This window comes from Ruegeria sp. CDSB022 (assembly GCF_059611145.1).
The window spans coordinates 1-25,773 of sequence record NZ_JBXWOZ010000019.1 but is presented as its reverse complement, the minus strand read 5'-3'; the positions used below and the strand labels follow the sequence as shown (position 1 = coordinate 25,773).

At 59.5% G+C, this 25,773-nt stretch carries 24 protein-coding genes; 14 read left to right on the top strand and 10 right to left on the bottom strand.

The features are described 5' to 3' along the window. Positions 1 to 66: 66 nt before the first annotated feature. From AC2FIZ_RS18795 to AC2FIZ_RS18770, 6 genes are all read left to right on the top strand, one after another. The gene (locus tag AC2FIZ_RS18795; RefSeq protein WP_142640040.1) at positions 67 to 1,806 is read left to right on the top strand and encodes a heparinase II/III family protein; all 1,740 of its coding nucleotides are present in this window, start codon (positions 67 to 69) and stop codon (positions 1,804 to 1,806) included. A gap of 22 nt (positions 1,807 to 1,828) precedes the next feature. After that, positions 1,829 to 3,418, top strand: a complete 1,590-nt coding sequence (gene purH / locus AC2FIZ_RS18790; protein WP_282027879.1) for a bifunctional phosphoribosylaminoimidazolecarboxamide formyltransferase/IMP cyclohydrolase — start codon at positions 1,829 to 1,831, stop codon at positions 3,416 to 3,418. Further along, the gene (gene lspA / locus AC2FIZ_RS18785) at positions 3,418 to 3,888 is read left to right on the top strand and encodes a signal peptidase II (protein ID WP_282022380.1); all 471 of its coding nucleotides are present in this window, start codon (positions 3,418 to 3,420) and stop codon (positions 3,886 to 3,888) included. The genes purH and lspA overlap by 1 nt, the downstream gene beginning before the upstream one ends. Positions 3,889 to 3,938: 50 nt before the next feature. Beyond that, entirely contained in the window at positions 3,939 to 4,457 is a 519-nt protein-coding gene (locus tag AC2FIZ_RS18780) for a DUF3035 domain-containing protein (protein WP_271952136.1), read from the top strand. Between the two features lie 81 nt (positions 4,458 to 4,538). Further along, complete coding sequence (locus AC2FIZ_RS18775) at positions 4,539 to 5,879, top strand: M16 family metallopeptidase (RefSeq protein WP_282027878.1); 1,341 nt, start codon at positions 4,539 to 4,541, stop codon at positions 5,877 to 5,879. Further along, positions 5,876 to 7,180, top strand: a complete 1,305-nt coding sequence (locus tag AC2FIZ_RS18770) for a M16 family metallopeptidase (RefSeq protein WP_142640051.1) — start codon at positions 5,876 to 5,878, stop codon at positions 7,178 to 7,180. The genes AC2FIZ_RS18775 and AC2FIZ_RS18770 overlap by 4 nt, the downstream gene beginning before the upstream one ends. Positions 7,181 to 7,183: 3 nt before the next feature. On the opposite strand, the gene AC2FIZ_RS18765 is transcribed toward AC2FIZ_RS18770, so the two are convergent. The 3 genes from AC2FIZ_RS18765 to deoC all read right to left on the bottom strand — a co-directional run bounded on the left by AC2FIZ_RS18765 (position 7,184) and on the right by deoC (position 11,436). Then, positions 7,184 to 7,915, bottom strand: a complete 732-nt coding sequence (locus AC2FIZ_RS18765; protein ID WP_281996041.1) for a Crp/Fnr family transcriptional regulator — start codon at positions 7,913 to 7,915, stop codon at positions 7,184 to 7,186. A 177-nt stretch (positions 7,916 to 8,092) separates the two neighbouring features. Beyond that, positions 8,093 to 10,426 (bottom strand): aldehyde dehydrogenase family protein, encoded by a 2,334-nt coding sequence (locus tag AC2FIZ_RS18760; RefSeq protein WP_281996042.1) that lies wholly within the window; start codon positions 10,424 to 10,426, stop codon positions 8,093 to 8,095. Between the two features lie 11 nt (positions 10,427 to 10,437). Then, positions 10,438 to 11,436: a deoxyribose-phosphate aldolase gene (gene deoC / locus AC2FIZ_RS18755; protein ID WP_271952143.1), complete on the bottom strand. Its 999-nt coding sequence runs from the start codon at positions 11,434 to 11,436 to the stop codon at positions 10,438 to 10,440. 198 nt (positions 11,437 to 11,634) lie between these two features. On the opposite strand from deoC, the gene AC2FIZ_RS18750 reads away from it, so the two are divergent. The 6 genes from AC2FIZ_RS18750 to AC2FIZ_RS18725 all read left to right on the top strand — a co-directional run bounded on the left by AC2FIZ_RS18750 (position 11,635) and on the right by AC2FIZ_RS18725 (position 18,945). Continuing rightward, a complete protein-coding gene (locus AC2FIZ_RS18750; RefSeq protein ID WP_496791461.1) occupies positions 11,635 to 12,588 on the top strand; it encodes a metal ABC transporter solute-binding protein, Zn/Mn family in 954 nt (317 codons plus the stop codon). Between the two features lie 3 nt (positions 12,589 to 12,591). After that, a complete protein-coding gene (locus AC2FIZ_RS18745; RefSeq protein WP_142640060.1) occupies positions 12,592 to 13,395 on the top strand; it encodes a metal ABC transporter ATP-binding protein in 804 nt (267 codons plus the stop codon). 3 nt (positions 13,396 to 13,398) lie between these two features. After that, positions 13,399 to 14,604 (top strand): metal ABC transporter permease, encoded by a 1,206-nt coding sequence (locus AC2FIZ_RS18740; RefSeq protein WP_281973767.1) that lies wholly within the window; start codon positions 13,399 to 13,401, stop codon positions 14,602 to 14,604. Further along, positions 14,601 to 15,530, top strand: a complete 930-nt coding sequence (locus tag AC2FIZ_RS18735) for a metal ABC transporter permease (RefSeq protein ID WP_281996045.1) — start codon at positions 14,601 to 14,603, stop codon at positions 15,528 to 15,530. Before AC2FIZ_RS18740 ends, AC2FIZ_RS18735 begins: the two co-directional genes overlap by 4 nt. Before the next feature lie 282 nt (positions 15,531 to 15,812). Further along, positions 15,813 to 17,663, top strand: coding sequence for a DNA mismatch repair endonuclease MutL (mutL, locus tag AC2FIZ_RS18730; RefSeq protein WP_496791459.1), 1,851 nt, complete (start codon positions 15,813 to 15,815; stop codon positions 17,661 to 17,663). A gap of 52 nt (positions 17,664 to 17,715) precedes the next feature. Continuing rightward, positions 17,716 to 18,945: a DNA recombination protein RmuC gene (locus AC2FIZ_RS18725; protein ID WP_282022372.1), complete on the top strand. Its 1,230-nt coding sequence runs from the start codon at positions 17,716 to 17,718 to the stop codon at positions 18,943 to 18,945. Between the two features lie 60 nt (positions 18,946 to 19,005). Here the strand turns inward: AC2FIZ_RS18725 and AC2FIZ_RS18720 are convergent, their stop codons facing one another. Then, complete coding sequence (locus AC2FIZ_RS18720) at positions 19,006 to 19,656, bottom strand: ChrR family anti-sigma-E factor (protein WP_281973765.1); 651 nt, start codon at positions 19,654 to 19,656, stop codon at positions 19,006 to 19,008. Positions 19,657 to 19,666: 10 nt separating this feature from the next. Next, a complete protein-coding gene (locus AC2FIZ_RS18715; RefSeq protein ID WP_142640072.1) occupies positions 19,667 to 20,323 on the bottom strand; it encodes a sigma-70 family RNA polymerase sigma factor in 657 nt (218 codons plus the stop codon). Between the two features lie 147 nt (positions 20,324 to 20,470). Between AC2FIZ_RS18715 and AC2FIZ_RS18710 the strand changes: the two genes are divergently transcribed. Then, entirely contained in the window at positions 20,471 to 21,247 is a 777-nt protein-coding gene (locus tag AC2FIZ_RS18710; RefSeq protein WP_142640074.1) for a DUF1365 domain-containing protein, read from the top strand. A gap of 79 nt (positions 21,248 to 21,326) precedes the next feature. Next, complete coding sequence (locus tag AC2FIZ_RS18705) at positions 21,327 to 21,644, top strand: DUF3775 domain-containing protein (RefSeq protein WP_142640076.1); 318 nt, start codon at positions 21,327 to 21,329, stop codon at positions 21,642 to 21,644. A gap of 48 nt (positions 21,645 to 21,692) precedes the next feature. Here the strand turns inward: AC2FIZ_RS18705 and AC2FIZ_RS18700 are convergent, their stop codons facing one another. From AC2FIZ_RS18700 to AC2FIZ_RS18680, 5 genes are read right to left on the bottom strand one after another with little or no spacing between them, the layout of a single operon-like run. Continuing rightward, positions 21,693 to 22,835 carry a saccharopine dehydrogenase family protein gene (locus AC2FIZ_RS18700; RefSeq protein ID WP_142640079.1) on the bottom strand — a complete coding sequence of 381 codons (1,143 nt, stop codon included), beginning with the start codon at positions 22,833 to 22,835 and terminating at the stop codon, positions 21,693 to 21,695. 22 nt (positions 22,836 to 22,857) lie between these two features. Beyond that, positions 22,858 to 23,106, bottom strand: a complete 249-nt coding sequence (locus AC2FIZ_RS18695) for a SemiSWEET family sugar transporter (RefSeq protein WP_142640081.1) — start codon at positions 23,104 to 23,106, stop codon at positions 22,858 to 22,860. Between the two features lie 12 nt (positions 23,107 to 23,118). Continuing rightward, positions 23,119 to 24,165: a saccharopine dehydrogenase gene (locus AC2FIZ_RS18690; protein ID WP_496791458.1), complete on the bottom strand. Its 1,047-nt coding sequence runs from the start codon at positions 24,163 to 24,165 to the stop codon at positions 23,119 to 23,121. A 15-nt stretch (positions 24,166 to 24,180) separates the two neighbouring features. Then, positions 24,181 to 24,795, bottom strand: coding sequence for a glutathione S-transferase family protein (locus AC2FIZ_RS18685; RefSeq protein ID WP_142640085.1), 615 nt, complete (start codon positions 24,793 to 24,795; stop codon positions 24,181 to 24,183). A 21-nt stretch (positions 24,796 to 24,816) separates the two neighbouring features. Next, on the bottom strand, positions 24,817 to 25,467 hold the full coding sequence (locus AC2FIZ_RS18680) for a histidine phosphatase family protein (RefSeq protein ID WP_142640087.1): 651 nt from the start codon (positions 25,465 to 25,467) through the stop codon (positions 24,817 to 24,819). Positions 25,468 to 25,773: the final 306 nt, after the last annotated feature.

Below are 25,773 nucleotides of genomic sequence, written 5' to 3'. Positions count from 1 at the left end.
GATTGCTCCGGTCTATCGTTGGGTCTCAGGCGCCAGCAGAGCGCAAGGGGCAGAGTAACGAGCGTCATGTCAAATTCGGACACCATGGCAAACCGATGGTCGCGATATCAGAACCGGCTTTATGCGCGGCTCAGTCAGCGGCGCAAGGCCGTTACCGGATTTGTGGGCGATCCGGAACCACGCACGGTTGGATCATTTGCGCGCGGGCGTCAGTTGGTGGCTGGGAACCTGCTGTTCTCGGGCTATCTGGTAGAGGCGCAGGATACAGGCTTATGGGATGTCACTGCGCCCAGCACCGGATTCGACGATGAACGCCACGGTTTTGCCTGGCTGGATGATCTGGCGGCTGTTGGCGACATCCGGGCGCGCGAAAAGGCGCAACGCTGGGTCTGGGGCTGGATCGAAGCACATGGGCGCGGGCACGGGCCCGGTTGGGCACCTGATCTGACAGGTCGGCGAGTGATGCGGTGGATCAATCACGCGATCTTTTTGCTGCGCGGTGTGGATGAGCAACAAAGCAAGGTCTTTTTCAGTTCGCTATCTCAGCAGGCCTGGTTCCTGTCGAAACGCTGGCATGCTGCGACGCCTGGCCTGCCCCGGTTCGAAGCGCTAGCCGGTCTGGTGCAGGCTGGTTTGGCTTTGGAAGGGCTTGAGCAGATGGCAGAGCCCGCCCTGCGCGCTCTGGCGCGGGAATGTGACAGTCAGATAGATCAAAAAGGTGGTATCTCCACGCGCAACCCCGAGGAGCTGCTGGAAGTCTTCACGCTGCTCGCCTGGACATCGGCAGCACTTAGCGATTTGGGGCGGGGTACACCTGGGGCGCAGGCGAATGCGATTAAACGGATGGCCCCGACCATGCGTAATCTGCGTCATTCGGATGGTGCACTGGCCCGTTTCCACGGGGGCGGGCGCGGGGTCGAGGGTCGTCTGGATCAGGCTCTGGCGCAAAGCGGCGTCAGACCGCAAAGCGAGAACGGCCTGTCCATGGGATTTGCCCGTCTCTATGCGGCACGGACCAGTGTGATAATTGACGCCAGTTCGCCGCCCAAAGGGGATGCGTCATATAACGCACATGCGTCGACCTTGGCGTTCGAGCTGACCTCGGGCCGCCGACCTCTGATTGTGAATTGTGGGTCTGGGGAAACCTTTGGGTTGGAATGGCGTCGGGCCGGGCGCGCCACGCCGTCGCATTCGACACTTTGTCTTGACGGCTTTTCAAGTGCGCGTCTGACCTCAGCTGTTCCTGGTACGGAACGTGAAGGGCTGGTCGACGCGCCAAAGGATGTTCCGGTCGAGTTCGAAGACGCGTTCGAGGGAACCCGGTTTATGGCCGGGCATGATGGCTATACCAAAGTGTTCGGCCTGACCCATGCCCGAACGTTCGAGCTGCGCTTTGACGGGCGGGAGCTGACCGGCGAAGATATTCTGCTTACCACAAGTGACAGGGCCAAGCGGCAATTTGACAAGGCGCTGGATGCGTCGAGCCTGACTGGTATCGGCTTTGACATACGGTTCCATCTGCATCCGGACGTGGATGCGGCGATAGATTTGGGCGGTGCGGCGGTGTCCATGGCGCTCAAAAGCGGTGAGATTTGGGTGTTCCGCCATGATGGTGTGGGGAAATTGTCAATCGAGCCAAGTGTTTATCTTGAAAAGGGCCGTTTGAAGCCACGCGCGACAAAACAGATCGTTCTATCTGGCCGCGCAATGGAGTATGCGACGCGCATCCGGTGGACGTTGAGCAAGGCGCAGGATACAGCCTTTGCCGTGCGCGACTTGCACCGGGACGAGCCCGAGTTTGACTGACGCCAAAAGGACCTTTGGACCCATGACCGATCTTCACCCCGTGCGCCGCGCGTTGCTTTCCGTATCCGACAAGACCGGGCTGATCGAGCTGGGTAAGGCGCTGGCCGACCGCGGGGTCGAGCTGTTGTCGACCGGCGGCACAGCAAAAGCGTTGCGCGATGCGGGGTTGGAGGTGAAGGATGTCAGCGAGATCACCGGTTTCCCCGAGATGATGGATGGCCGGGTCAAAACGCTGCACCCGATGGTGCATGGCGGCTTGCTGGCCTTGCGTGACAATGACACCCATACCGCCGCGATGAACGAACACGGCATCGACGCGATCGACCTGCTGGTAGTGAACCTCTATCCGTTCGAGGCGACCGTGGCTAAAGGCGCTGGCTATGACGAATGTATCGAGAATATCGACATCGGCGGCCCAGCGATGATCCGTGCCGCGTCCAAGAACCACGCGTTCGTCAATGTCGTGGTCGATGTCGAGGATTACTCGTCGCTGTTGGATCAGCTGGACGAGAATTACGGCAAGACCGCATATGGTTTCCGTCAGTGGTTGGCCCAAAAGGCCTATGCCCGCACCGCTGCTTACGATACCGCCGTGTCGAACTGGATGGCCGATGCGCTGCAGCTTGAGGCCCCCAAACGCCGCGCTTTTGCGGGCGAGTTGAAACAGACACTGCGCTATGGCGAGAACAGCCATCAGACCGCTGCATTCTATACCGACGGTACCAACCGACCCGGTGTGGCGACCGCCCTTCAGCATCAGGGCAAGGAACTGAGCTATAACAACATCAACGACACTGATGCGGCGTTTGAGCTGGTTGCGGAATTCGATCCCGTCAAGGGTGCGGCCTGTGCCATCATCAAACATGCCAACCCGTGTGGCGTTGCGACAGGAGGCACGCTGCTGGACGCCTATAAGGCCGCGTTCGACTGTGACCGTACCTCGGCCTTTGGCGGGATCGTGGCCCTGAATCAGCCGCTGGACGCTGAAACCGCGCAGGAGATCACAGGGATTTTCACCGAGGTTGTGATCGCACCTGGCGCCTCGGATGAGGCCAAGGCGATCTTTGCCGCCAAGAAAAACCTGCGCCTTCTGACGACCGAAGGCCTGCCGGATGTGACCGCCGGTGGCAAAACCGTGCGTCAGGTCGCGGGCGGTCTGCTGGTACAAGACAAGGATAACGGTTTCGTCGGCATGGATGACCTGACGGTTGTCACCAAGAAGGCCCCGACGGATGAACAGATGCGCGACCTTCTGTTTGCCTGGAAGGTGGCAAAGCACGTGAAATCCAACGCCATCGTCTATGTTAAGGACGGCGCGACCGTGGGTGTCGGCGCTGGCCAGATGAGCCGCGTGGATTCGGCCCTGATCGCGGCCAAAAAGGCCGAGCGCATGGCCGATGTTCTGGGCTTGGCCCAACCGCTGACCATCGGCTCGGCGGTGGCGTCAGACGCGTTCTTCCCCTTTCCCGACGGTTTGATGGAGGCCGCAGAGGCCGGGGCCACCTGCGTGATTCAGCCTGGCGGCTCGATGCGAGATGACGACGTGATCGCCGCCGCAGATGAGGCCGGTCTGGCCATGGTCTTTACCGGCATGCGGCATTTCCGTCACTGATGCGTGCCCGATTGCTCCTCTGGGCGGCGCTGACCGCGTTTCTGATCGACCAGATCAGCAAGTACCTGGTCGTTCATGTGATGCGCGTGGCCGAAGGGCCGATCAGCGTTCTGCCGCCCTTTCTGGTGTTCAGATATGGCGAGAATCGCGGCATCAATTTCGGCCTGTTTCAGGGCAATGGCGACGCCGCGCGCTGGGCTCTGATCGGAGTTTCACTGGTGATTTCAGTGGGCGTGTTGATTTGGTTGAAGCGCACGGCCCCCTCAAAGCTCATGTTGGTCTGTGGCGGCCTGCTGATCGGCGGTGCGATTGGCAATGTGGTGGACCGCGTGTTGTACGGATATGTGCTGGATTTTCTGAACATGTCCTGCTGTGGTTTCGACAACCCCTATGTGTTCAATATGGCCGATGTATTCATATTCGCAGGTGCGTTCGGGTTGGTGCTGTTTGATAGGAAAAAGCCCTCGTGACGCGGGTTTGGAAATACGATAAAAGCGCCTGAAACAGGCTGGAGACTTTCATGCGGTTGCCGCGTTCCATATTTGTTGTGACTATGAGTCTTGCGGTTGCGGGATGTTCGGATATCGGTCTGCGCCACCTCGAGCCGCCGGGCCCGGGCCCGGACGAGTTTGCGATTCTGCCGGTCAAACCTCTGACCCAGCCCGAGAACTACAACTCTTTGCCCGCACCGACACCGGGTGGCACCAACCTGACCGATGCCAATCCCACAGGGGATGCTATTGCCGCGCTGGGCGGGAATCCGGCTGCTTCGAATCCAAATACCGCTGTGCCTGCCTCTGATGGCGCGCTTGTCACGGCCTCCAGCCGATATGGCGTTCCGTCAAACACACGGCAGGTCGTCAACCAAGAAGATGCGGATTTCCGCAAGCGTCAGGGGCGCTGGACCCGTTTGCGGCTGTTCAACGTAGATCGATATTCGCAGGTTTACCGTCGCTGGGCTATCGACCCGAACAAGCAAACCCAGGCTGCGCGGAACGCTGGGATCGAAACGCCATCGGCGCCGCCGGTCAATGAATAATTCTTAACTTTCCGTCATCGGGGTTGAACCCGGGCGGCACCACCGTAGTTTGAACACCAGAAACGAAACGGAGGATGCCCCATGGTTCGGGCTCTCGCACTGTCGGCTGCTCTGATCGCCGCCACCCCGGTTTTTGCCGAAGATGGGCACGAGGCGGTCACCACCTTTACGCTGGATAACGGTATGGACGTTGTCGTGATCGAGGATCACCGCGCCCCAGTCGTGCAGCACATGGTCTGGTATCGCGCCGGATCGGCGGATGAGCCGGTTGGTTCGTCCGGTGTGGCGCATTTTCTGGAACACCTGTTGTTCAAGGCCACCGACACGCTGGAGGCGGGCGAGTTTTCTGCCACCGTCGCGGCCAATGGCGGCAATGACAACGCGTTCACCTCGTATGATTACACCGCCTATTTTCAGCGTGTTGCTGCCGACCGGCTTGAGCTGATGATGCGGATGGAGTCAGACAGGATGCGCAATATCCGCCTGTCCGATGATGACATCGCCACCGAGCGCGACGTGATCCTGGAAGAACGTAACCAGCGTACCGAAAACAACCCGCGCGCCCTGTTCGGTGAACAGGTCAGCGCGGCGCAATACCTCAACCACCGCTATGGTGTCCCCGTTATCGGTTGGAAACATGAGATGGAAACGCTGGACCTGGACGATGCACTGTCCTTCTATCAGATCCACTATTCGCCAAATAACGCCATCCTGGTGGTGACCGGCGATGTTGAGCCAGACGAGGTCAAATCCCTGGCCGAGCAATATTACGGGGTAATCCCGGCAAACCCGGACCTGCCCGAACGGGTGCGATCACAGGAGCCGCCACAAACCGCTGAACGCCGTCTGACCTTTAAGGATGCGCGCGTATCGCAGCCCTATGTTCAGCGCAGCTATCTAGCACCCGAACGGGACGCAGGTGCACAGGAAAAAGCCGCCGCCCTGTTCCTTCTGGCTGAATTACTGGGGGGCAGCACGACGTCGTACCTGAATGAAAAACTGCAGTTCGAGCAGCAAAAGGTCGTCTATACCGGTGCGTTCTACCGAGGCGTGTCGCTTGACGATACCACATTTGATCTGCTGGTTGTTCCGGCCGAAGGCGTGTCGCTGCAAGAGGCCGAGGATGCGATGGATCAGGCCGTGACCGATTTCATCGCCGAAGGTGTGAACGAAGAGGATCTGGATCGGATCAAGATGCAGCTGCGCGCCGCGCAGACCTATGCGCGAGACAATGTGGACGGGATCGGCAATCGCTATGGCCGTGCCCTGGCCAGCGGGCTGACGGTCGAAGATGTACAGGCTTGGCCTGATGTCCTGCAGGCGGTGACCGGTGATCAGATCATCGCCGCCGCGCGCGAAGTGCTGCAGCCTGAAACCTCGGTCACGGGCTGGCTGATGCGAGACGATGAGGTAACGCAATGAAGCGGATATTTGTAACTCTGATAGCTTTGGTCATCGCAGTTCCTGCATGGGCCGAGATCGAGATTGAAGAGGTCACCTCGCCGGGTGGCATCACCGCATGGCTGGTCGAGGATCACTCGATCCCCTTCACCGCCCTGGAGCTGCGGTTCCGCGGTGGCACGTCGCTGGACGACCCGACAAAGCGCGGCGCGGTGTATCTGATGAGCGGCCTGATAGAAGAAGGCGCTGGCGAAATGGATGCCCGCACCTATGCGCGCGAGCTGGAATCTCTGGCCGCGTCGTTCGGGTATAGCGCCTCGGACGATTCAGTGTCGATCTCGGCACAGTTTCTGACCGAAAACAGGGATGAGGTGATTGACCTGCTGCGGACCACGATTCACGAACCGCGTTTCGATCAGGATGCCGTAGACCGTGTTCGCGCTCAGGTTCTGTCGGGTCTGCGGTCAGATCAGACCAGCCCCAGTGACATTGCCGGGCGCAGCTTCGCGGAAATGGCCTATGGCGATCACCCCTACGGTTCCGAAGGCAAGGGCACGATCGAAAGTGTCAGCGCCTTGACCCGCGATGATGTGGTCACGGCATATGAGAACGTGTTTACCAAGGATCGTCTGTATGTAGGCGCGGTCGGCGATATCACCCCAGAGGAACTGGGCGCGGTGCTGGACGAGCTCTTGCTTGATCTGCCGGATACCGGCAAACCGATCCCTAAGCGGGCCGATGTGACGATCACTGGCGGAGTGAGTGTGATCGAGTTCGATACGCCGCAATCGGTGGCTCTGTTCGGCCATGCCGGGATCGACCGCGACGACCCGGATTTCTTTTCCGCCTATCTGTTGAACCACATTCTTGGCGGCGGAGGTTTCGAAAGCCGCCTGATGCAGGAAGTGCGCGAAAAACGCGGTCTGACCTATGGCGTGGCGACCTATCTGGTGCCAAAGGATCTGGCCTCTGTGTATCTTGGGTCGGTGTCCTCGGCCAATGACCGTATCGCCGAAGCCGTTGATGTGATCCGCAGCGAATGGGCGCGCGCCGCATCCGAAGGGGTCACTCAGAAAGAGTTGGACGACGCCAAGACCTATCTGACCGGTGCCTATCCGCTGCGCTTTGATGGCAACAGCCAGATCGCCGGGATCATGGTGGGTATGCAGATGGAGGATTTGCCTATCGACTATATCGCCACTCGCAATGACAAGGTGAATGCAGTGACGCTTGAGGATGTGAACCGGGTGGCGTCCGAACTGCTGGACCCAGATGGTTTACACTTTACCATCGTTGGCAAACCCGAAGGTCTGGACGGCTGACCCTTAGGCCGCTGCAGGTCTTCTCTGGGCCTGCAGCGTGTGCTTGTTGCTGTTCAACAGCTTTTGCCGTGTATGTCGGAAATGCGCTGCTTTCAATGCATCGTCGATATGGCGGCTCCGCCGCAGCAAGCGCATCAGGCTGATATTGTCGAAGACCAGGCATTTGGTGGGTTCGGTGGCTATTACCGTGGCTGTGGCAGGCAGCCCAAGGCCAAAGGTCAGCTCTCCCAAAATCTCATCTTCTCCACATTGGTTGATGACCCGGCCGTTTTTCAGGATCGTGGTCCGCCCCTTTAAGACAAAGCCCAAAAAGTCGGTTGTCTTGCCTTCTTCGATCAGGATGTCACCGTTTTCATAGGTCTTGACGGCGGCGGTGTTCAACAGTTTCCGGGCTTGGTGGGGTTTCAGCGATTCAAGGTGCAGGGCGATGAACTGACGTTCGTCATCTGAAAACCGAAGCAAATGCCGGGACAGAAACCCGCGCAGCAGGCCCAGGATCGAGATCGAGATATAGGCCAGCTGAATGATCGAGCCCGCGAGGTTGAATTCTTCCGACATGCTGAACAGAACACATCCGGCTGCGGCGATCACAAGCAGGGGGTAGAGGCTGCCGTTGCCCCGGATGATCCCCATCTGTAGCAGAAAATAGCTGGTGATGTAGAGGCCCGCGCCAAAGACGCCGATCATCGTGGCGACCTGTACCAGTTCAGGAAACTCGTATGGAAAACTCAGCATGGACCGATCCAACCTTGTTAAGACTGGGTCCAAGCTGAGGGATAGTGGCGGCGCTGTATATGAACAATGTCACATGTTAATCATCGTTATGTTCATTCAATGATCACTCTATGCAGCAGCGCGCCATCTGTACCCGAACAAACTGTTTGCACCCCTGGGTTCTCCAGGGCTGGGTCCCTACTCACCGTAGGGCACCCAGATGTTTTTAACCTCGGTCGCAGCCTGCAAGAAACGGCGAGTCTGATCCTCGTGCCATTCGGTTGCCATGGCGTTATTCACCCAACTCCGTTTCAGGTTCCCGGCCGAAGCCCGCTCGATCTCGGCCGACAGATCGGTAGACGAGAATGACCAAACTGCATCCACATTCAGATGCGAAGCCAGCGGCTTCGCCAGTTCCGTGTGGCTGCCAGTCAGGATGTTGACCACGCCAGCGGGCACGTCCGAGGTTTCGAGGATTTGGTAGAAATCCGTCGCCGCCAGCGGGTAAGGCTCGCTTGCCGCAAGAACCACCCGGTTGCCCATCGCAATCGCAGGCGCCATGGCCGAGACCAGACCCAGCAGCGGCGCCTCGTCAGCACAGAGCGCGCCGATCACGCCGACAGGTTCTTTCATGGCAATGGCCACGCCCCGGATCGGAACGCCGTGCACCTGGCCGTCATACTTGTCGGCCCAGGCAGCGGCGGTGAACAGGCGCTGGATCGAGGCTTCGACCTCTTTCGCGCCGTCTTTCCTGCCGGTCATGGCATCAAGGCGCGCAGCGAATTCACCCGCGCGGGCCGAGAGGTTTTCGCCGATGTAATACAAGATCTGTGCCCGTAGATGGCCGGTGGTCTTTGACCAACCCTTGGCCCCCGCTGCGGCCTCGACCGCGTTGCGGACGTCTTTGCGGTTGGCCAGACCCACATGGCCCAGCAGGCCAGGCTTGCCCCAGACGGGTTTCGAATATCCGCTGTCAGGACGGGCCTGTTTGCCGCCGACATACATTTTGGCAGTACGGTCAATCGGATCGACCGGGGCACCTTCGCCCATCGCGGCCTCGGCCTTGGCCAATGGTTTGCCTTTGCCTTTGGGCTTGGTGTAGGCGGTCAGACCTTCCCAGCCACCTTCGCGGCCAAAGCCGCTTTCGCGCACACCGCCGAACCCGGCTGCGGCATCGAACAGATTGGTGGCATTCACCCAGACAACGCCCGCGACCAGCTTCGGTGCGATATCCAGTGCAAGGTTCACGTTCTCGGTCCATACCGTCGCCGCCAGCCCGTAACGGGTGTTGTTGGCCAGCTCAACCGCCTCTTCCGGAGTACGGAAGGTCGAGGACACCAGCACCGGACCGAAAATTTCCTCCTGCATCAGTTGATCGGAGGTTTCGAGGCCCGAGATCAGCGTTGGCGGGAAGAAACAGCCATTTTCGGGCAGCGCGCCGGCCGCCTGATAAACGTGACCCGCGGTGTTGCTGTCGACCATACTCTTGATGGTCTGCAACTGGACCGGGTCGACCACAGCACCCACGTCGATGCATTTGTCCAATGGATCACCGATGCGCAGAGTGTCCATTCGGGCGCGCAGTTTCTCGTGGAACCGATCGGCGATGCCTTCCTGAACCAACAGACGCGAACCCGCGCAACAAACCTGACCCTGATTGAACCAGATCGCGTCGACCAGCCCTTCGATGGCGGAATCGATATCGGCGTCGTCAAAGACGATATAGGCGGACTTGCCACCCAGCTCCAAAGTCAGCGCCTTACCCGAACCGGCGGTCGCCTCACGGATGCGCCGCCCCACTGCGGTTGAGCCGGTAAAGGCGATCTTGTCCACGTCCGAGGCCACGATCATCTCACCTACCGCGCCATCGCCCGTGACGATGTTGACCACACCCTTGGGCAGCCCGGCCTGTGAGCAGATATCGGCAAACAGCAGCGCGGTCAGAGAGGTATATTCGGCAGGTTTCAGAACGACCGTGTTACCCATGGCCAGCGCCGGAGCAATCTTCCAAGCCAGCATCAGCAGCGGGAAGTTCCAAGGAACGATTTGTCCACACACTCCCAGCGCTTCGGCGTTGGGTAGTTCGCTTTCCATCAACTGCGCCATGCCGGCGTGGTAGTAAAAGTGACGCTGTACCAGAGGGATGTCGATGTCGCGCGATTCACGGATCGGCTTGCCGTTATCCAAGCTTTCCAGCACTGCAAACAGGCGCGAGTGCTTTTGCAGCAGGCGCGCGATGGCATAGAGGTAGCGCGCACGACCCGCACCGCCCATCTTCTCCCATTTTGGCTGCGCCTTGCGGGCGGCGGATACGGCGGCGTCGACATCGGCTTGCTTGGCCTGGGTCAGCTTGGCCAAAACCTCTCCGGTCGCCGGGTTGCGGCTGTCGAACCCCTTGCCCGGTTTGGTGAAGGTCCCGTCGATATAGTGACCAAATTTGTCACCCTGATCGACCAGCCAGGCCAGCGCTTCGGCTGAGCTTTCGGGGGCAGGGCCGTAATCCATGGTCTCGAAAATCTCTTTGACTGTCATTGTTTTCGTCCTCAGCCCATCGAGTGCCTGTAACCGGCGGAATAAGCACCCGTTACGAAATGTTCTAGCTGCCGTTCGATATCGCCCAAAAGCGACGACGCGCCAAAGCGAAACAGGTCCGGCTCCAGCCAACGGTCGCCCAGCTCATCCTTGATCAGCGACAGGTAAACTAGTGCGTCCTTGGCTTTGGAAATCCCGCCTGCGGGTTTATATCCGACACGATACCCGGTGCGGTCATAGTAATCGCGGATCGCCCGGATCATCACCAGCGACACGGGCAGCGTGGCGTTGACGCTTTCCTTACCGGTCGAAGTCTTGATGAAATCCGCCCCCGCCATCATGCAGACCAGCGAGGCGCGCGCCACGTTGCGTAGGCTGCCCAGTTCGCCGGTTGCAAGGATGGCTTTGACATGCGCGTCGCCACAAGCCACGCGGAACGCTTTCATCTCGTCATACAAGGCCTGCCAGTCGCCCGACAGCACATGACGCCGAGAGATTACGATGTCGATTTCCTCGGCTCCGGCTTTGACGCTTTCTTCGATCTCGGCCACGCGCAGGTGGAACGGGGACAAGCCTGCAGGGAATCCGGTCGATACGGCGGCCACCGGAATCCCGGTGCCCTTCAGCGCATCCACAGCGGTTTCGATCATGTCGTGATAGACACAGACCGCGCCGGTGGTGATCGGTGGCATGTCCAACGTCTGAAGTGTTGCAGAAGCCACGGGTTGCCGCGCTTTGGCGCACAGGCGCCGGACACGGCCGACGGTATCGTCTCCCGATAGGGTGGTCAGGTCGATCAGGGTGATCGCCTTGAGCAGCCACGCCGCCTGGTAGTCCTTTTTCACCGAGCGCCGACCCGGCAGGGTGGCTGCGCGGCGCTCAACGGCCGAGGTGTTGACCTGTACGGCCCGCACCCAATCCAGATCAAGCTCCATTCCAGGGTTCCGGGGCTCGGTCACTTGCGGCAGATGCGCGGTGCGCACGGGGCTTTCTGAGCTCTGCGTTTCCATTTTCACATCCTTTGGGAGGTTTGTATCAAATTCGCACGGGTAAGAAGCAAATGGAAGGCCATCCGGCATTGGAAGAGTAAATTTTTTGACCAAATGGACAAAATAGGCGTTTTCTTGCGAATAATTCTCAATAGCATTGACTTAGTTGCGAGCGGTTCTCATATTCATCTTATCAAGATACCAATTCCGGGGTCTAACATGATTCGTCGTAGTTTCCTTGCAGCGCTGGCATTCGCCGCTGTATTCCCATTCTCGGCCTGGGCCGATGCGCCGCTGAAAGTGGTGGCCACGACCGGTATGATTGCCGACGCCGCCCGTCAGGTCGGAGGTGATCAGGTCGAGGTGAAGGGCCTTATGGGCCCCGGCGTCGACCCGCATGCCTATCGTCAGACCCGCAGTGATATCGTCGCTATGACCAGGTCCGATCTGATCCTGTGGCATGGTCTGTATCTTGAGGCGCAGATGGAAGAGTTCTTCCATGACCTAGGGCGTAAACGCATGGTCGTTGCGGTAGCCGAAGGCGTTGATAAGTCAAAGCTGCACGCGCATGACAATTATGCTGACAAATACGATCCCCATCTTTGGATGAGCCCGACCCTGTGGCGCGATGTCGTGGTCGAGGTGCAAAAAGCCCTGACCCAAGCGCGCCCCGAGGCCGCGGACACCTTTGCGGCAAACGCAGAGGCCTTTCTTGCGCAGATCGCGGAACTGGAGACTTATGGCAAGCAAGTGCTTGCAGCGGTCCCGGAAAACAACCGTGTTCTGGTGACGGCACATGATGCCTTTGGGTATTTCGGTGCTGAATACGGGTACGATGTGCTTGGAATTCAGGGTATTTCAACCCAATCCGAGGCGGGACTGAACCGGATTAGCGAATTGGTCGATACGCTGGTTGACCGGCAACTGACGGCAGTTTTCGTGGAAAGCTCGGTCTCGGATCGGTCGATGCGTGCGCTGATCGAGGGTGCAGCGGCCAGGGGACATCAGGTCGAAGTCGGTGGACAGCTTTATTCGGACGCGATGGGCGAGCCCGGCACCTATGAGGGTACCTACATCGGGATGCTGGATCACAATATCACAGTAATCGCAGGCGCTCTGGGGGCTGATATTCCCAAAACTGGCATGAGCGGCAATCTGTCGGCGGGGTTTTAAGAGATGCTGGAACTGGCGGCACATCAGGGCATCCCCCTTCCGGAAAACGACATTGGAAAAAGCCCGCTGGCCATTCGTGGCCTGACCGTCTCGTACGGGCAGAAGCCGGCAGTTTTCTCGGTTGATATGACCGTGCAACCGGGTGCCATGACAGCGATCATCGGGCCAAACGGTGCTGGTAAATCGACCCTGTTGAAGGCGGCTTTGGGGATTGTCTCTCCCCTGTCCGGTCAGGTGACGGTGTTTGGCGATCGGCTGGATCGACAGCGGTCCCGGATCGCATATGTGCCGCAGCGGGCCAGCGTGGACTGGGACTTCCCGACGCGCGTGATTGACGTGGTTCTGATGGGCTTGTCGCGCGAACTGGGGCTGTTGGGACGGGTGCGCGCCCGGCATAAGGCGCAGGCGATGGATTGCCTGCACCGTGTTGGGATGCGTGACTTTGCCGACCGGCAGATCGGCCAGTTGTCAGGCGGCCAGCAGCAGAGGGTCTTTCTGGCGCGCGCCTTGGCGCAGGCCGCCGATCTGTATCTGCTGGACGAACCTTTTGCCGGGGTTGATGCGGCAACGGAAAAGGCCATCATTTCCGTCCTGAAATCGCTGAAAGAGGCGGGCAAGACCGTGGTTGCGGTGCATCATGACCTGGCGACCGTCACCGACTATTTCGACCATGTTTTCCTGATCAACACGCGCAAAGTCGCCGAGGGGCCCGTGGCCGAGGCTTTTACGGCCAAGACATTGCAATCTGCCTATGGCGGCCGTCTGGCTACGGCGCAGATCGACCAGATCTCACGCGCGCTGGGGTGAGTCATGCATTGGGATGCTCTGACCCTTCAGCTTGGCTATAACGCTACACTTGTCGCAATCGGCGCAAGCCTGCTGGGCATTTCCGCCGGGGTAACCGGCACATTTCTGTTCTTGCGCAAACGTGCACTGGTCAGCGATGCGATCAGCCATGCGACATTGCCGGGTGTGTGTCTGGCCTTTATGGTACTTGTGGCCCTCGGTGGGGACGGCAGAAACCTGATCGGCCTGCTCGTCGGGTCGGCAATATCCGCTTGGATCGGCCTTTTGTGTATGAACTGGCTGACGCGGCACACGCGGCTGGCCGAGGATGCCGCGATCGGAGCGGTCCTATCTGTATTCTTTGGTTTCGGCATTGTGCTGCTGACGGTGATCCAGACCATGGGTGTGGGCCGACAGGCGGGGCTCGAAGGGTTTCTGCTGGGCTCGACCGCAGGAATGCTTTGGACAGATGCGATGATCATTGCGATCGGAGGCGCGGCAACGCTGGCGCTTGTCATGATTATCCGCCGTCCAATGACGATCGTGGCCTTTGACCCTGAATTTGCAGCAGCCAGGGGCCTGCCGGTGCATCGCATCGACCTTGCAATGATGGGTCTGGTTATGGCCGTCACAGTGGTTGGCCTGAAAGTTGTCGGGTTGATCCTGATCGTTGCGCTTTTGATCATTCCGCCGGTGACAGCCCGGTTTTGGACTGAGCGGTCCGAAAGAGTAGTGTTGCTGGCGGGTCTGATCGGGGGCGTCTCGGGTTATATCGGTGCGGCACTGTCGGCGGCGGCTCCCAATCTGCCGACGGGTCCGCTTATCGTTCTTGTCAGTTTTGCCGTGTTTGTCCTGTCGTTGCTGTTGGCGCCGGTTCGCGGTGTTCTGGCGGCGGTGTTGCGGCACCTGCAATTCCAGCGTCGGGTTCATATCCGGCAGGGCTTGCTTGCGTTGGCACAAGGGCAGAAAATCTATGAGCCGCTGACCCTGCGTTTGTTGCGCCGGGCCGGTTTGGCACGCCCCGACGGCGTGGCAACCGAGGCTGGCAAGGCCCGCGCCGCCAAAGCCCTGCGCGACGAAAAGCGGTGGGAGGTCGTTCGCACGGACCAGGCCCACGAAGCAACGGCGGCGCTTTATGACGGGCTGCGCGATATCGAAACCGTGCTGACCCGCGACCAGATTACCGAGATCGACCGCCAGATCGGCGGCCCGCAGGGGATAGCACCATGAGCGGCGAAGAATTCGTTCCCCTGTCACTGACACCGCTGCTGATCGGGACATTTGCCGCCATCGCCTGCGCCCTTCCGGGGAACTTTCTGGTTCTGCGCAAACAGGCGCTGATCGGGGATGCCATCAGCCATGTAGTGTTGCCGGGCATCGTGGTGGCCTTTCTGCTGACCGGCGCGATCTCGACCTGGCCGATGATGCTGGGCGCGGCGGGTGCTGCCGTGGTTGCCGTTGTGATGATCGAGGCGATCCGCAGGTTGGGTCAGATCGAACCCGGTGCGGCAATGGGCGTGGTCTTTACTACCCTGTTTGCGGCGGGTGTTCTTTTGTTGGAGCAGACGGACACCTCGACCGTGCATCTGGATGTGGAACACGCGCTGTATGGCAATCTCGAAAGTCTGATCTGGCTGGACGCAACGGGATGGGTCTCGCTGTGGAACCCGGCAGCGCTTGCAGGGTTGCCCCCGGAATTGCCGCGTATCGCGCTGACACTTGCAGGGGTTTCCCTGTTTACCTGGATATTCTGGCGACCATTGAAGATTTCGACCTTTGACGAAGGTTTTGCCAGCACGATTGGTATTCGGACCGGTCCTTTGGGGTTTGCGCTGGTGATCACAGCGGCGATAGCTGCCGTCGCATCCTTCGACGCGGTTGGCTCGATCATCGTGATCGCCATGTTCATCTGCCCCCCGGCTGCGGCGCGGTTGATGACCAACCGATTGGAATCTCAAATCGCATGGAGCGTTGGATTTGCCTTGGTTTCGGCGGTGATGGGCTATGTTCTGGCGGGTTATGGCCCATTATGGCTGGGTGCCCGCGATGCCGTGAGTGCCGCCGGAATGATCGCAACGGTATCTGGTGTGATTCTGGCGCTTGCGGCTGTTTTCGGCCCCTGCCGGACCCGCGCGGGTGCTCCAGGCACTGTTTGATCCGGCATATTCCTGCTGTTGGCTGATGCCGTATTTCGGCTGAACTTTGCCAACGCGAACAGCACGACCAGAGTTAATGAGCCTTAATCTGCAGATCGTGCTAAGGTTGTTGTATTGTTAAGCAACTGACCACCACTCACCCCGGCTTGTTCGGGCAATCGTGATCAAGGTCGTCGCCTTGCGGGCCGACATGGCGCGATTGTCCGAACGCCCCCCTCTTGCACAAAATCTGAATGCCATAGCAGTGGCAGAATCGTGTGCGCATGTGCTAGGTCTAGGGGTATGGAGCAGGCAAACCCCAATATCAACGAGTTTCGACCGGTAATTCGGCAGTTGGACGATGCTGCAATCAACCGGATCGCAGCCGGCGAAGTGGTCGAGCGACCGGCCTCTGCGGTCAAGGAATTGATCGAGAACGCCATTGATGCAGGTGCCACGCGGGTTGCGATAGAGATCGCCGATGGGGGCAAGACGCTGATTCGCGTCACCGATGACGGCTGTGGTATTGCGGCGGCGGATTTGCCGTTGGCTTTGTCCCGCCACGCAACCTCGAAAATCGACGGGTCGGATCTGCTGAACATTCATACTTTCGGCTTTCGCGGTGAGGCGTTGCCGTCGCTGGGCGCGGTCGGGCGTTTGACCATAACCAGTCGTGTTCCGGGGGCGGATGCGGCGCAGATTCAGGTCGCTGGTGGCACAATGTCCGCGGTGAAACCCGCGGCTCTGCGCGCGGGTACCGTGGTCGAGTTGCGCGATCTGTTCTTTGCCACGCCTGCGCGTTTGAAATTCATGCGTACCGACCGCGCCGAGACGCAGGCCATCGCCGATACGGTCAAACGTCTGGCCATGGCCGAGCCCTCGGTCACCTTTACCCTGCGCGATGTCTCGGGCGGCGGCGAGGGGCGCGTGACCTTCCGGGCTGACCGTGAGAATGGTGATCTGTTTGACGCGTTGCATGCCCGACTGGCCCGCGTGATCGGGCGCGAGTTTGCCGAGAACGCGTTGCAAATTGACGCCACGCGTGAGGGTATCCGGCTGTATGGCTATGCCGCTCTGCCGACCTATTCTCGGGGCGCAGCGGTGGCGCAGTACCTGTTCGTCAATGGACGGCCTGTGCGTGACAAGATGCTGACCGGTGCATTGCGGGCGGCCTATTTCGACTTTCTCAGCCGTGATCGGCATCCGGCGGCGGCTCTGTTCATCGACTGTGATCCGACGCTGGTGGATGTGAACGTGCACCCTGCCAAATCCGAAGTGCGGTTCCGCGACCCTGGCGTGGCGCGCGGGCTGATCGTCTCGGCTCTGCGGCACGCACTGGCCGAAGCGGGGCATCGGGCGTCTTCAACCGTAGCGAACGCGACCCTCGGCGCGATGCGACCCGAGCCGTCTCACTCCACCCCGGCGCGGGTGTATCAGATGGATCGCCCCTCACCCGCCGCGCGCCAGATGGCCTATCAGGCGCAGGCACCGGGCTTTGCTGAACTGACCCGCGATTACAGCGGCAGCGTGGTCGAGCCGGTCGCGGAGCCCGCTTCCGAGGCGCCGACCGAAGACCTGCCTTTGGGGGCCGCGCGCGGGCAGGTACATGAAAACTACATCATCGCCCAGACCGCTGATGGCATGGTGATCGTCGATCAGCACGCCGCGCATGAGCGGTTGGTCTATGAAAAGTTGAAAGCCCAGATGGCGGCGAACGGCGTGACGGCGCAGGCGCTGCTGATCCCCGAGATCGTGGAGTTGTCTGAAGGCGACTGCGCGCGACTAATGGCGGTGGCAGATGACCTTTCGCGCTTTGGCCTGACGCTCGAGCCCTTCGGCGGCGGTGCGGTTGCCGTGCGTGAAACCCCGGCCATTCTGGGTGAGGTCAACGCCCGCGCAATGATTCTGGATATTCTGGATGAGCTGTCCGATCAGGGTGAAAGCCAGATGGTGCAGGCGCGGATTGAGGCGATCCTCAGCCGTGTCGCCTGTCACGGTTCGATCCGCTCGGGCCGCCGAATGCGGGCCGAAGAGATGAACGCCCTGCTGCGCGAGATGGAGGCGACACCCCATTCCGGCCAGTGCAACCATGGGCGGCCAACCTACGTGGAACTGAAGCTGACCGATATCGAACGTTTGTTCGGACGCAGTTGATCCCGCGGGGTGCGCGGGCTATGAAGAATAAAACAAGAACACCCGAGGCAACATGATCGAGATTGCAGGAACCCAATTTGCATTGAACGACCCCGTGATTCTGATCGTTGGCGGGGTGGTGGCATTGATCCTGTTGCTGCTGTTCCTGTCTTTGCGAGCGGCCAACCGGTCAGCCAGGATGGCCGAGCCACTGTCGCGGCAAATGGCGCATCTGGGTCAGCATGTTCAGCAGTTGGGACAAGGACAAGAGCAGCTGCGCGGTGGTCTGCAGCATGTCTCGGACACGCAGGCCAATGCGCAGCTGCAGGTGATCCAGACGGTTGAATCCCGCCTGTCTTCGGTGCAGCAGCAGATGAACGATCGGCTGGCAGATAATGCGATGAAATCCGCACGTGCGCTGGCCGAGATGCAGGAGCGGATGAAGGAATCGCTTCACGGCTCGTCGAAACAGACGGCGACGTCACTGACCCAGTTGCAGGAGCGTTTGGCGGCCATCGACAAGGCGCAGGATAACATCACCAAACTGTCGGGCGATGTGCTGTCGCTTCAGGATATTCTGTCGAACAAACAGACGCGCGGTGCGTTCGGAGAGATTCAGTTGAACGATATCGTCTCCAAGGCATTGCCCTCGGACAGTTTCAAGCTGCAGGCGACCTTGTCGAACGGGCGTAGGGCGGATTGCCTGATCCACCTGCCCAACCCACCAGGCCCCATTGTGATCGACAGCAAATTCCCGTTGGAAGCGTATGAGGCGCTGATCGGGTCGACCAATGATACGGAGCTGAAAGCGGCGGTGCAGATGTTCCGAACAACTGTGCGCAAGCATATCAACGACATCTCCGAGAAATACATTCTGGACGGGGAAACCGCCGATGGCGCGTTGATGTTCCTACCTTCCGAAGCGGTTTATGCCGAGTTGCACGCCAAGTTTCCCGAATTGGTGCAGGAGAGCTTTACCAAACGTGTTTGGATCGTCTCGCCCACCACCTGCATGGCAACGCTGAACACGATGCGCGCGATCCTGAAGGACGCAAGGATGCGGGAACAGGCGGGTGCTATCCGCAAAGAGCTGGGTCTGCTGCACAAGGATGTAGATCGCCTGGGCGATCGGGTTTCCAATTTGGACCGTCATTTCGGGCAGGCGGCCAAGGATATCTCGGAAATCAAGATCAGCGCTGAAAAGGCCGGGCGCCGGGCGCAGCGACTGGACAATTTCGATTTCGAAGAGATCGCACCTGACGAAACGCCGGGCGTTGTACCGCTGGCGCGGCACGAAATCTGATAAGCCGTTCGATGCGACATTGGCCGGATTTGGCCAGCGCATCGCGTCAGGTCCCAGAGATCAGATACGCAGGAAGGGCTGGAACAAGCGGGGCATGAGCTTGGTGAATTTTAGCGGCGCGTCGGTAACGGCCAGACAGATGCAATCTGCGGTAATGTCTGCGGTCGGGGTGTGATGCAGATCTTCATCGGCAATCTCAACATCGCCGCGTGCAAAGTGATCAACCTCATCCGAGAAAGCACCCTGCAGAACCATGGTCAATTCCATACCGTTATGGCTGTGATCCGGAACTGCGGTTCCGGCCGGAATGAACAGCAGACGTGCCGAAGCGTCGCCGCTCGTCGGCAAGATAGCTTGTCTGACGCCCATTCCGATGGGCCGCCATCGGATGTCATTGACAGTGCCGCCGACGTAGTCCTGCAGGGGGGCAGGTAGCACGGCGCAGCCCTTGTTCACGGGCTTGGGGGTCGGTACGCCTTGGGCGATCAGCGCCATCGTCGCAGCCAGCGCGCTGTCGTTCATTTGGGCAGGATAGGGCAGCGCGTCCAGTATCTGTCCGCCAACCGCATCAAAGCTTTCAGCCTGCGCGCGGCAATGGTCACACAGCGACAGATGGGTCGCGACCATCAGATCGAACGCTTCGGGCAGGCTGCCGGCGGCATATGCCATCAGCAGATCTTCCGTCAGGTGATGCTTAATCTGTTTGCTCATCGTCTCTGTCTCAGTTCATTGCGTGGCGCAGGCGATCCAGCGCCAGCCTAATTCTTGATTTGATCGTTCCCAGAGGCAATCCAGTCTGAGACGCAATTTCCCGGTGACTCAGGTCTCCGAAATAGGCCTTTTCGATCAAGTCTCTTTGCGCGTCAGGCAACGCCTTCAAGGCAGTGCGCAGCTGCGCGGTTTCTTGTTGCAAGACGATCACGTCGTCCTGATCAGGTTCGGACTCGGGGCCCCAGCCCAGTTCTTCCGGTTCGGGGCGCCGTTGCTTGCGCAGGGCGTCGATGCGTTTGTTCCGTGCGATGGTGAACACCCATGTGGCCACCGTTGCCCGGGTCGGATCGAACAGATGGGCCTTGTGCCACAAGGTCGCCATCACCTCTTGCGCACATTCCTCGGACATGGTCGCGTCCGAGCCTGACTTCATCAGGAACGCCTTGATCCGCGGCGCAAAATGCTGGAACAGCTCGGCAAAAGCCGCCTGATCCTGCGCATCCCGAATGCGCCTGACATGGTCCACCCACTCAATCCTGGTGTCGCAACTGCTTTGTGTTCCGTTCACCTGTCTACCCTTGATGCGTTTTCTTGTGCGCCAAGGCTTGAGGACGGCGGGTGTAGCCGCCGGCTCGTCCAAGGTCACGGTGTCTATCTCGGTAAACATAACCACAATACGGTTGGTGTCCCAAGCCGGATCACTCTGAAGCGATATTTTTGATCCAATCCTGGCTGGATGCCGTATTCTAAGTAACAGAAACCTTCAGAAAACCACGCCCCTCCGGGCGGTTACAAGCGGGTCGGACCATATCGAATGACACAGACCGTTGATCATGTTGCGGGCCATACCTTTCACGGGCGCAAGGGGGCGATCGAAAACGCCTTCCGCTATTCGGTCGACTACATTCTTCTGAACCCTGAACGCGATCTGACCACTCCGGCGCTATTTTCGGTGAACCGGGCCAATCTTGCCAACTGGCGGTCGCAGGATCACGGGGGTGAGCCGGGCCAGGGCGACGGTGCCGCCTGGCTGCGCGCGCGGTTTGATCAGTTGCAGGTGGCGCAACCGGCGCGCCTGATGTTGCTGACGCAGCCTCGGGTTCTGGGGCATGTGTTCAACCCGGTCAGCTTCTGGTTCTGTTTTGATGGACAGGATGTGCTTAATGCGGTGGTGGCCGAGGTGACCAACACCTATGGCACGCGCCACAGCTATCTGTGCCACAAGCCCGGTTTTGCGCCCATCGAAGTGACAGACAGGATGGTGGCTGACAAGCTGCTGCATGTTTCGCCCTTCCAGAAGATCGAGGGCAGCTATACCTTCCGTTTCGACTATCGCCCCGAACGTGTTGGCGTTTGGATCGAGTATACCCGCCCCGAGGGCGGATTGATCGCCACCCTGACCGGGACACGCCGTCCGCTGACCAACCGGGTGATCCTGTGGTCGCTGCTGCGCCGCCCATTTGGTGCGCGGCGGACCTTTGCGCTGATCATCTGGCAAGCACTTAAACTTTGGGTGAAAAAAGCCACCTTTCGCCCGTTCAGAACCGCACCGGTGCCGGATCAGCCGGTTTCGCGTGTGCGCCTGCGCTAACGCGTTTGTTCAAGATCAAAGACTCGGGCTCTGCCTAGTGGTTGTTTCATTCGAAAGCCGCGAACACAGGAGTCGGGTCATGTTGGAAATTTCAGCAAGAAAAGTTGCTCAGGTTGCGCTGATGGGGCGCGAGCTGAATCGGGCCGAGGGCGAGTTGCGCGCGTTCATTGATCACATGAGCGAGGACGAACAGGCCGAACTGGTGGCTATCATGTGGATCGGGCGTGAAAGCTTCTTCGCCGAGGATCTGGTCGAAGCCATCGCCACCGCAAGGGCCGAAGCCTCAACCCCCTGTGCTGATTACCTGATCGGAACGCCGCACATGTCAGATCATCTGGAAAATGGTCTGGATGCGCTAGGGGTATCGGCCGAGGACGTGGAAAATGATCTGATGTAGGCACCAGTTTTATTGCCGTCACGCCACCTGATTGGCGTGACGGTCATCTCAGTTGGAATGGTCAATGATCGCGAGGTGCTGCGCCAGCCGGTCGATTTCAGCCATCCAGCCCTGCACCAGTTTCGGATCATTGGGGGCCGCATGAACGCCTGCCGGAATAGCGCGGTTCAAGACGGCTTCGACAGCCAGTGAAACGGGGACCGAGACCAGCCGCGCCATTGCCGTGCCGCGGTCGTCACCCCAGGCATCCATCACATAGGTTTTGTGCCAGACCGGAACGCCGTCTTTTTCCGCCTTCAGGCCCACACACAGAACCACACGGTCCGGCTCGCCCTCGTCATAGGCGTTGTCGGCCCAGAACTGGTCCGACATCTCCTTCAGGCGTGCATCGCCTTCGGGGCCGGACAGGGTTTCGATTTCGGCAAACACACCCGACCACGCATCGGCCCAGCCATTCAGACGCAGCGTACCGCGGACGAATTCCTTGACCGGCCAGTGATCCTCGAAATGGTACTGCGCCATGAACGGGATCGAGTCGCGGTTCGGATAGACCTCAAAGCTTTCGGGTGTGGGCAGGGGTGCGATATAGCTGGTAATCGCATCCCATGGGCGCGCCACGTCCAGCGGAGCATAATTGCGAATTGATTTCGATGGAGAACGCAACGCCTTGAGCACACCCAGCGGTGACCAGCTGAACTTGTACCGGAACGGGTTCGGATGCTTGGGGATGCCACCGCAATAAGAGATGAAACTCAGGTGGTTCTGCGGGTCGAACGCGTCCGAAGCGCGATAGTCGTCGATCAGTGCATGAGCCATCAGGTGATCGATGCCCGGGTCCAGCCCGACCTCGTTGACCAGCGCCACCCCGGCTTCGCGGGCCGCCTCGTCCAACGCGCGCATCTCGGGGGCGATATAGGAGGATGAGACGAAATTCGCCTGTTTCGCGATTGCAAGCTCGGCCAAGGGCACGTGCCAGTCGCCGGGCAACATCGAAACGATGACATCGCCCTGTTCCAGCACCGCCGCCAAGGCGTCGATGTCAAAAACGCGGATATCGCTGGTCAGGTCACCAACTTCGGCCTTGGCCTTTTCGATTGTCCGGTTCCAGACCGTGACCTTGTGCCCGCCTTCGATCAGGCGGCGTAAGCCGGGAATGGCCGACAGGCCGGTGCCACACCAGTGAATCGTCATGTGAAAACTCCTTTACGGCTGTTCAGCCAAACCTCAGTTTTGCAATCACGATCGCGCTGACAAGCAGGATCGATATCACATTACCCAATATCAGCGGCCATGCCGCAATCATCACTCCGTAAATCAGCCACAGGCTCAACGTGGCCAGAATCAACAGGTTCGCCGGCATAGACAGATCCTTGGTCTCGCGGGAGCGCCAGGTCTTTAGGGTTTGAGGAAGCCAACATACAGTGCCCAGCACCGCAGCTGCGCCCCCGATCAGGTGTTCCATGCGTGGCTACTCCTAGACATGGTTGTCGAACGTATCGCGGGCCCGGCCCCAGACGCCGCTGTTCAAGTCGGTCAGGGTCAGCAGAGAAGGCAGAAGCTGTGCTGCATAATCTTCCGAGCTTTCGACCGGTAGCATCGACGGCAGATTGTCGATTGCAACTACATCAAGAACCGGATTGGTCGCCACGCGCAGGGCAGGTGCCTCCCAAGTTGTTGCTCGGTCATAAACCGGAACAGGGTTATAATCGCTGTCGGGGTCACAGGCGACATCGCCGATGGCGGTCAGCTTGCGGTCAGCGGCCAGTGCCTCATGTGGGACAAAAATCGGCGTACCTGGGCGCGCGAAGATACAGTTCAGGAACAGGTCGTGGTCCAGGATTTCAGGGAACGGCCCACCGCTGGCGGTTTCGGCCATGTCCCACTTGGTGACACTGACACCCATCGCCGTGCAAAGGTCGCTGGCGCCGGTGCCCACGCGGCCAAGAGCACCGATGACGATGGCCCTTGGTCTATTGGCCTCGATGGCATCTAGTTCAGCCAGAAGCTCGGAATTCAACGCGTCCTTGCTGGGATAGACACCAACCGGAGGGCATTCCGCGCCCCGCTGCTGCGCGGCCCAAGTCTTGAGTGTCACCGCAGCCCCGGCATAGCCGGCCCAATAGCCAAAGGCGGCGACTCGGCGGCCGTTTTCGTCGACAAGATATTCCAGATCATACAGCGTTCCGCCCCCGGCCTTGAACCGTTCTAGCAGCGCCCGGCCGGAATGCTGACCCTTATAGGCATGGCCGAACATGATGTGGAGGTGGGGCAGGGGCGTGCCATCCTCGGGCAGTTCCTTGAGGCCAAAGATGATCGCGTCATTAGGTGCATCTGGCCAGGAATTCTCGGGCGCGATCTCGCAGCCAGCAGCCTTGTAACCGTCGATGGGGATGGCGCGAACATGGCTTTCCTCGACCGTTACGCGGATGCCAGCAGCGATCAGAGCCAAAGCGCCTTCAGGGGTCAGCCCGACCCGTTCTTCGTTCGGGCGCTGTTCGGCCCGGACCCATAGATGCGTCATATTTTGTCCCCTTTATCAGAGCATTCCGGCGGCACGTACGGCTTTCAGCGAAGCGCGCGCCTCTGCCGCCTCACGAAAGGCGACGATCTTGGGGTAGGCTGCGATGTCGACGCCGTCGCCTTCCAACCAACTGCAAACCACATACAAATAGGCATCGGCAAGCGAGAACGCCTCGCCCAGCACAAACGGTCCACGCAGACCGTTCGAACAGATATAGTCGCAGGACGCTGCCATGGTCTGCGCGACTTTTGCCGTCATATCCTTCCAGCTGGATTTCTTGTCGGCCCACCGCGCGCCGCGCAGCTTATGGGCGTGGTTCACATGCATGGTCGAGGCAAGGTAATACATCACCTCGCGCATCCGGGCGGCCATGATCGGGTCCGCAGGCACCAGCCCGGCCTTCGGAGCCATTGCTGCGATGAACTCCAAAAGTGCCCCGGTTTCGGTCAAAATCCCACCGTCAACCACCAGCGCCGGAACCCGGCCTTTTGGGTTGATCTGCTTGTAGGCGGATTTGGTTTGCTCTCCACTGGCAAAGTCCAGTTGGATCGCCTCATAGTCCAGCCCGGCCTCTTCCAGTGCAATCGCAACGGCGACCGAAATCGTGCGAGGGGCATAGTAAAGTTGCATCACAAAGCCTCTGGTTTGGGGTTACAGGTGGGTCTGTGCAAACTGCCGGTCTGGTGCTTCCAGATGCGGAACGGCATTGAACAGAACCGGGCTGAGCTGTGTACCTATCGGGTATAAACGGTGCATTGACGTGTTCATGATGGCAAGAGCCACCCGCGCCATGGCCGGGATATCCAGCCCCATCGCCTGCCGGACAACCATCGAAATCAACCCGCCCGAGGTCACAACGATGGCAGGGCCGCCTTCGGTTCCGATATCGGTCAGCGCGTCGCGCACCCGGGTTTCGAATTCCTCGAAGGTTTCCGGTGTGTTTTTGATGGCGCCATCGGCCCAGGCGGCAAAGGTGCGGGGCAGATGCTCGACAAAACCTTCGCGATCAGTGGGCACTTTCACTCCGTGCTGTTCCTCGAACAGCTGCGCGATGGTGAAATACTCGATCTCGTTCAGCCGCGGATCGCGGATCGGATCAGTCAGCCCCATGCTGGCGGTGGTCTCGGCGTGGCGGATCAGGGTGCCGCAATAGACCCGGGGAAAATGGCTGCGTGTGTCCTGGAGATGCGCCCCCAGCCAGCGGGCCTGCTGATGTCCCAGATCGCTGAGCTTGTCATAGTTCTTTTCGTCGCGCGCGGTGGTATTGGCCTGCCCGTGACGCACCAGTGTGATATGTGACATGTCGGTCCCTCTTGCGTGGCAAGTCTTAGGACAGGTCTAGGTCCGGGGCCAGAGCCGTTCGTTGCGGTTTGGAAATTATTCTCGCTCACCCCCGAATCTGGCCGGGCGGTATTGTTGTTGACTCGCAAGACCGTCCACAGGAACCTTGGTGATATCAGACTGTCCTGCAAATTCATCGTTGCAAGCTATTCGATGACCTCGGAAAACTGGCTTGGGAAAGGATTTATTTATGACGGATATTAAGCGCACGCCTTTGCATGGTTTGCATGTTGAGTTGGGTGGGAAGTTGGTTGATTTTGCGGGCTG

Bases quoted from the DNA above. Each gene is read 5' to 3' on its own strand.
- AC2FIZ_RS18795 (WP_142640040.1), top strand. From the start codon at position 67: ATGTCAAATTCGGACACCATGGCAAACCGATGGTCGCGATATCAGAAC.
- purH (WP_282027879.1), top strand. From the start codon at position 1,829: ATGACCGATCTTCACCCCGTGCGCCGCGCGTTGCTTTCCGTATCCGAC.
- lspA (WP_282022380.1), top strand. From the start codon at position 3,418: ATGCGTGCCCGATTGCTCCTCTGGGCGGCGCTGACCGCGTTTCTGATC.
- AC2FIZ_RS18780 (WP_271952136.1), top strand. From the start codon at position 3,939: ATGCGGTTGCCGCGTTCCATATTTGTTGTGACTATGAGTCTTGCGGTT.
- AC2FIZ_RS18775 (WP_282027878.1), top strand. From the start codon at position 4,539: ATGGTTCGGGCTCTCGCACTGTCGGCTGCTCTGATCGCCGCCACCCCG.
- AC2FIZ_RS18770 (WP_142640051.1), top strand. From the start codon at position 5,876: ATGAAGCGGATATTTGTAACTCTGATAGCTTTGGTCATCGCAGTTCCT.
- AC2FIZ_RS18765 (WP_281996041.1), bottom strand. From the start codon at position 7,915: ATGCTGAGTTTTCCATACGAGTTTCCTGAACTGGTACAGGTCGCCACG.
- AC2FIZ_RS18760 (WP_281996042.1), bottom strand. From the start codon at position 10,426: ATGACAGTCAAAGAGATTTTCGAGACCATGGATTACGGCCCTGCCCCC.
- deoC (WP_271952143.1), bottom strand. From the start codon at position 11,436: ATGGAAACGCAGAGCTCAGAAAGCCCCGTGCGCACCGCGCATCTGCCG.
- AC2FIZ_RS18750 (WP_496791461.1), top strand. From the start codon at position 11,635: ATGATTCGTCGTAGTTTCCTTGCAGCGCTGGCATTCGCCGCTGTATTC.
- AC2FIZ_RS18745 (WP_142640060.1), top strand. From the start codon at position 12,592: ATGCTGGAACTGGCGGCACATCAGGGCATCCCCCTTCCGGAAAACGAC.
- AC2FIZ_RS18740 (WP_281973767.1), top strand. From the start codon at position 13,399: ATGCATTGGGATGCTCTGACCCTTCAGCTTGGCTATAACGCTACACTT.
- AC2FIZ_RS18735 (WP_281996045.1), top strand. From the start codon at position 14,601: ATGAGCGGCGAAGAATTCGTTCCCCTGTCACTGACACCGCTGCTGATC.
- mutL (WP_496791459.1), top strand. From the start codon at position 15,813: ATGGAGCAGGCAAACCCCAATATCAACGAGTTTCGACCGGTAATTCGG.
- AC2FIZ_RS18725 (WP_282022372.1), top strand. From the start codon at position 17,716: ATGATCGAGATTGCAGGAACCCAATTTGCATTGAACGACCCCGTGATT.
- AC2FIZ_RS18720 (WP_281973765.1), bottom strand. From the start codon at position 19,656: ATGAGCAAACAGATTAAGCATCACCTGACGGAAGATCTGCTGATGGCA.
- AC2FIZ_RS18715 (WP_142640072.1), bottom strand. From the start codon at position 20,323: ATGTTTACCGAGATAGACACCGTGACCTTGGACGAGCCGGCGGCTACA.
- AC2FIZ_RS18710 (WP_142640074.1), top strand. From the start codon at position 20,471: ATGACACAGACCGTTGATCATGTTGCGGGCCATACCTTTCACGGGCGC.
- AC2FIZ_RS18705 (WP_142640076.1), top strand. From the start codon at position 21,327: ATGTTGGAAATTTCAGCAAGAAAAGTTGCTCAGGTTGCGCTGATGGGG.
- AC2FIZ_RS18700 (WP_142640079.1), bottom strand. From the start codon at position 22,835: ATGACGATTCACTGGTGTGGCACCGGCCTGTCGGCCATTCCCGGCTTA.
- AC2FIZ_RS18695 (WP_142640081.1), bottom strand. From the start codon at position 23,106: ATGGAACACCTGATCGGGGGCGCAGCTGCGGTGCTGGGCACTGTATGT.
- AC2FIZ_RS18690 (WP_496791458.1), bottom strand. From the start codon at position 24,165: ATGACGCATCTATGGGTCCGGGCCGAACAGCGCCCGAACGAAGAACGG.
- AC2FIZ_RS18685 (WP_142640085.1), bottom strand. From the start codon at position 24,795: ATGCAACTTTACTATGCCCCTCGCACGATTTCGGTCGCCGTTGCGATT.
- AC2FIZ_RS18680 (WP_142640087.1), bottom strand. From the start codon at position 25,467: ATGTCACATATCACACTGGTGCGTCACGGGCAGGCCAATACCACCGCG.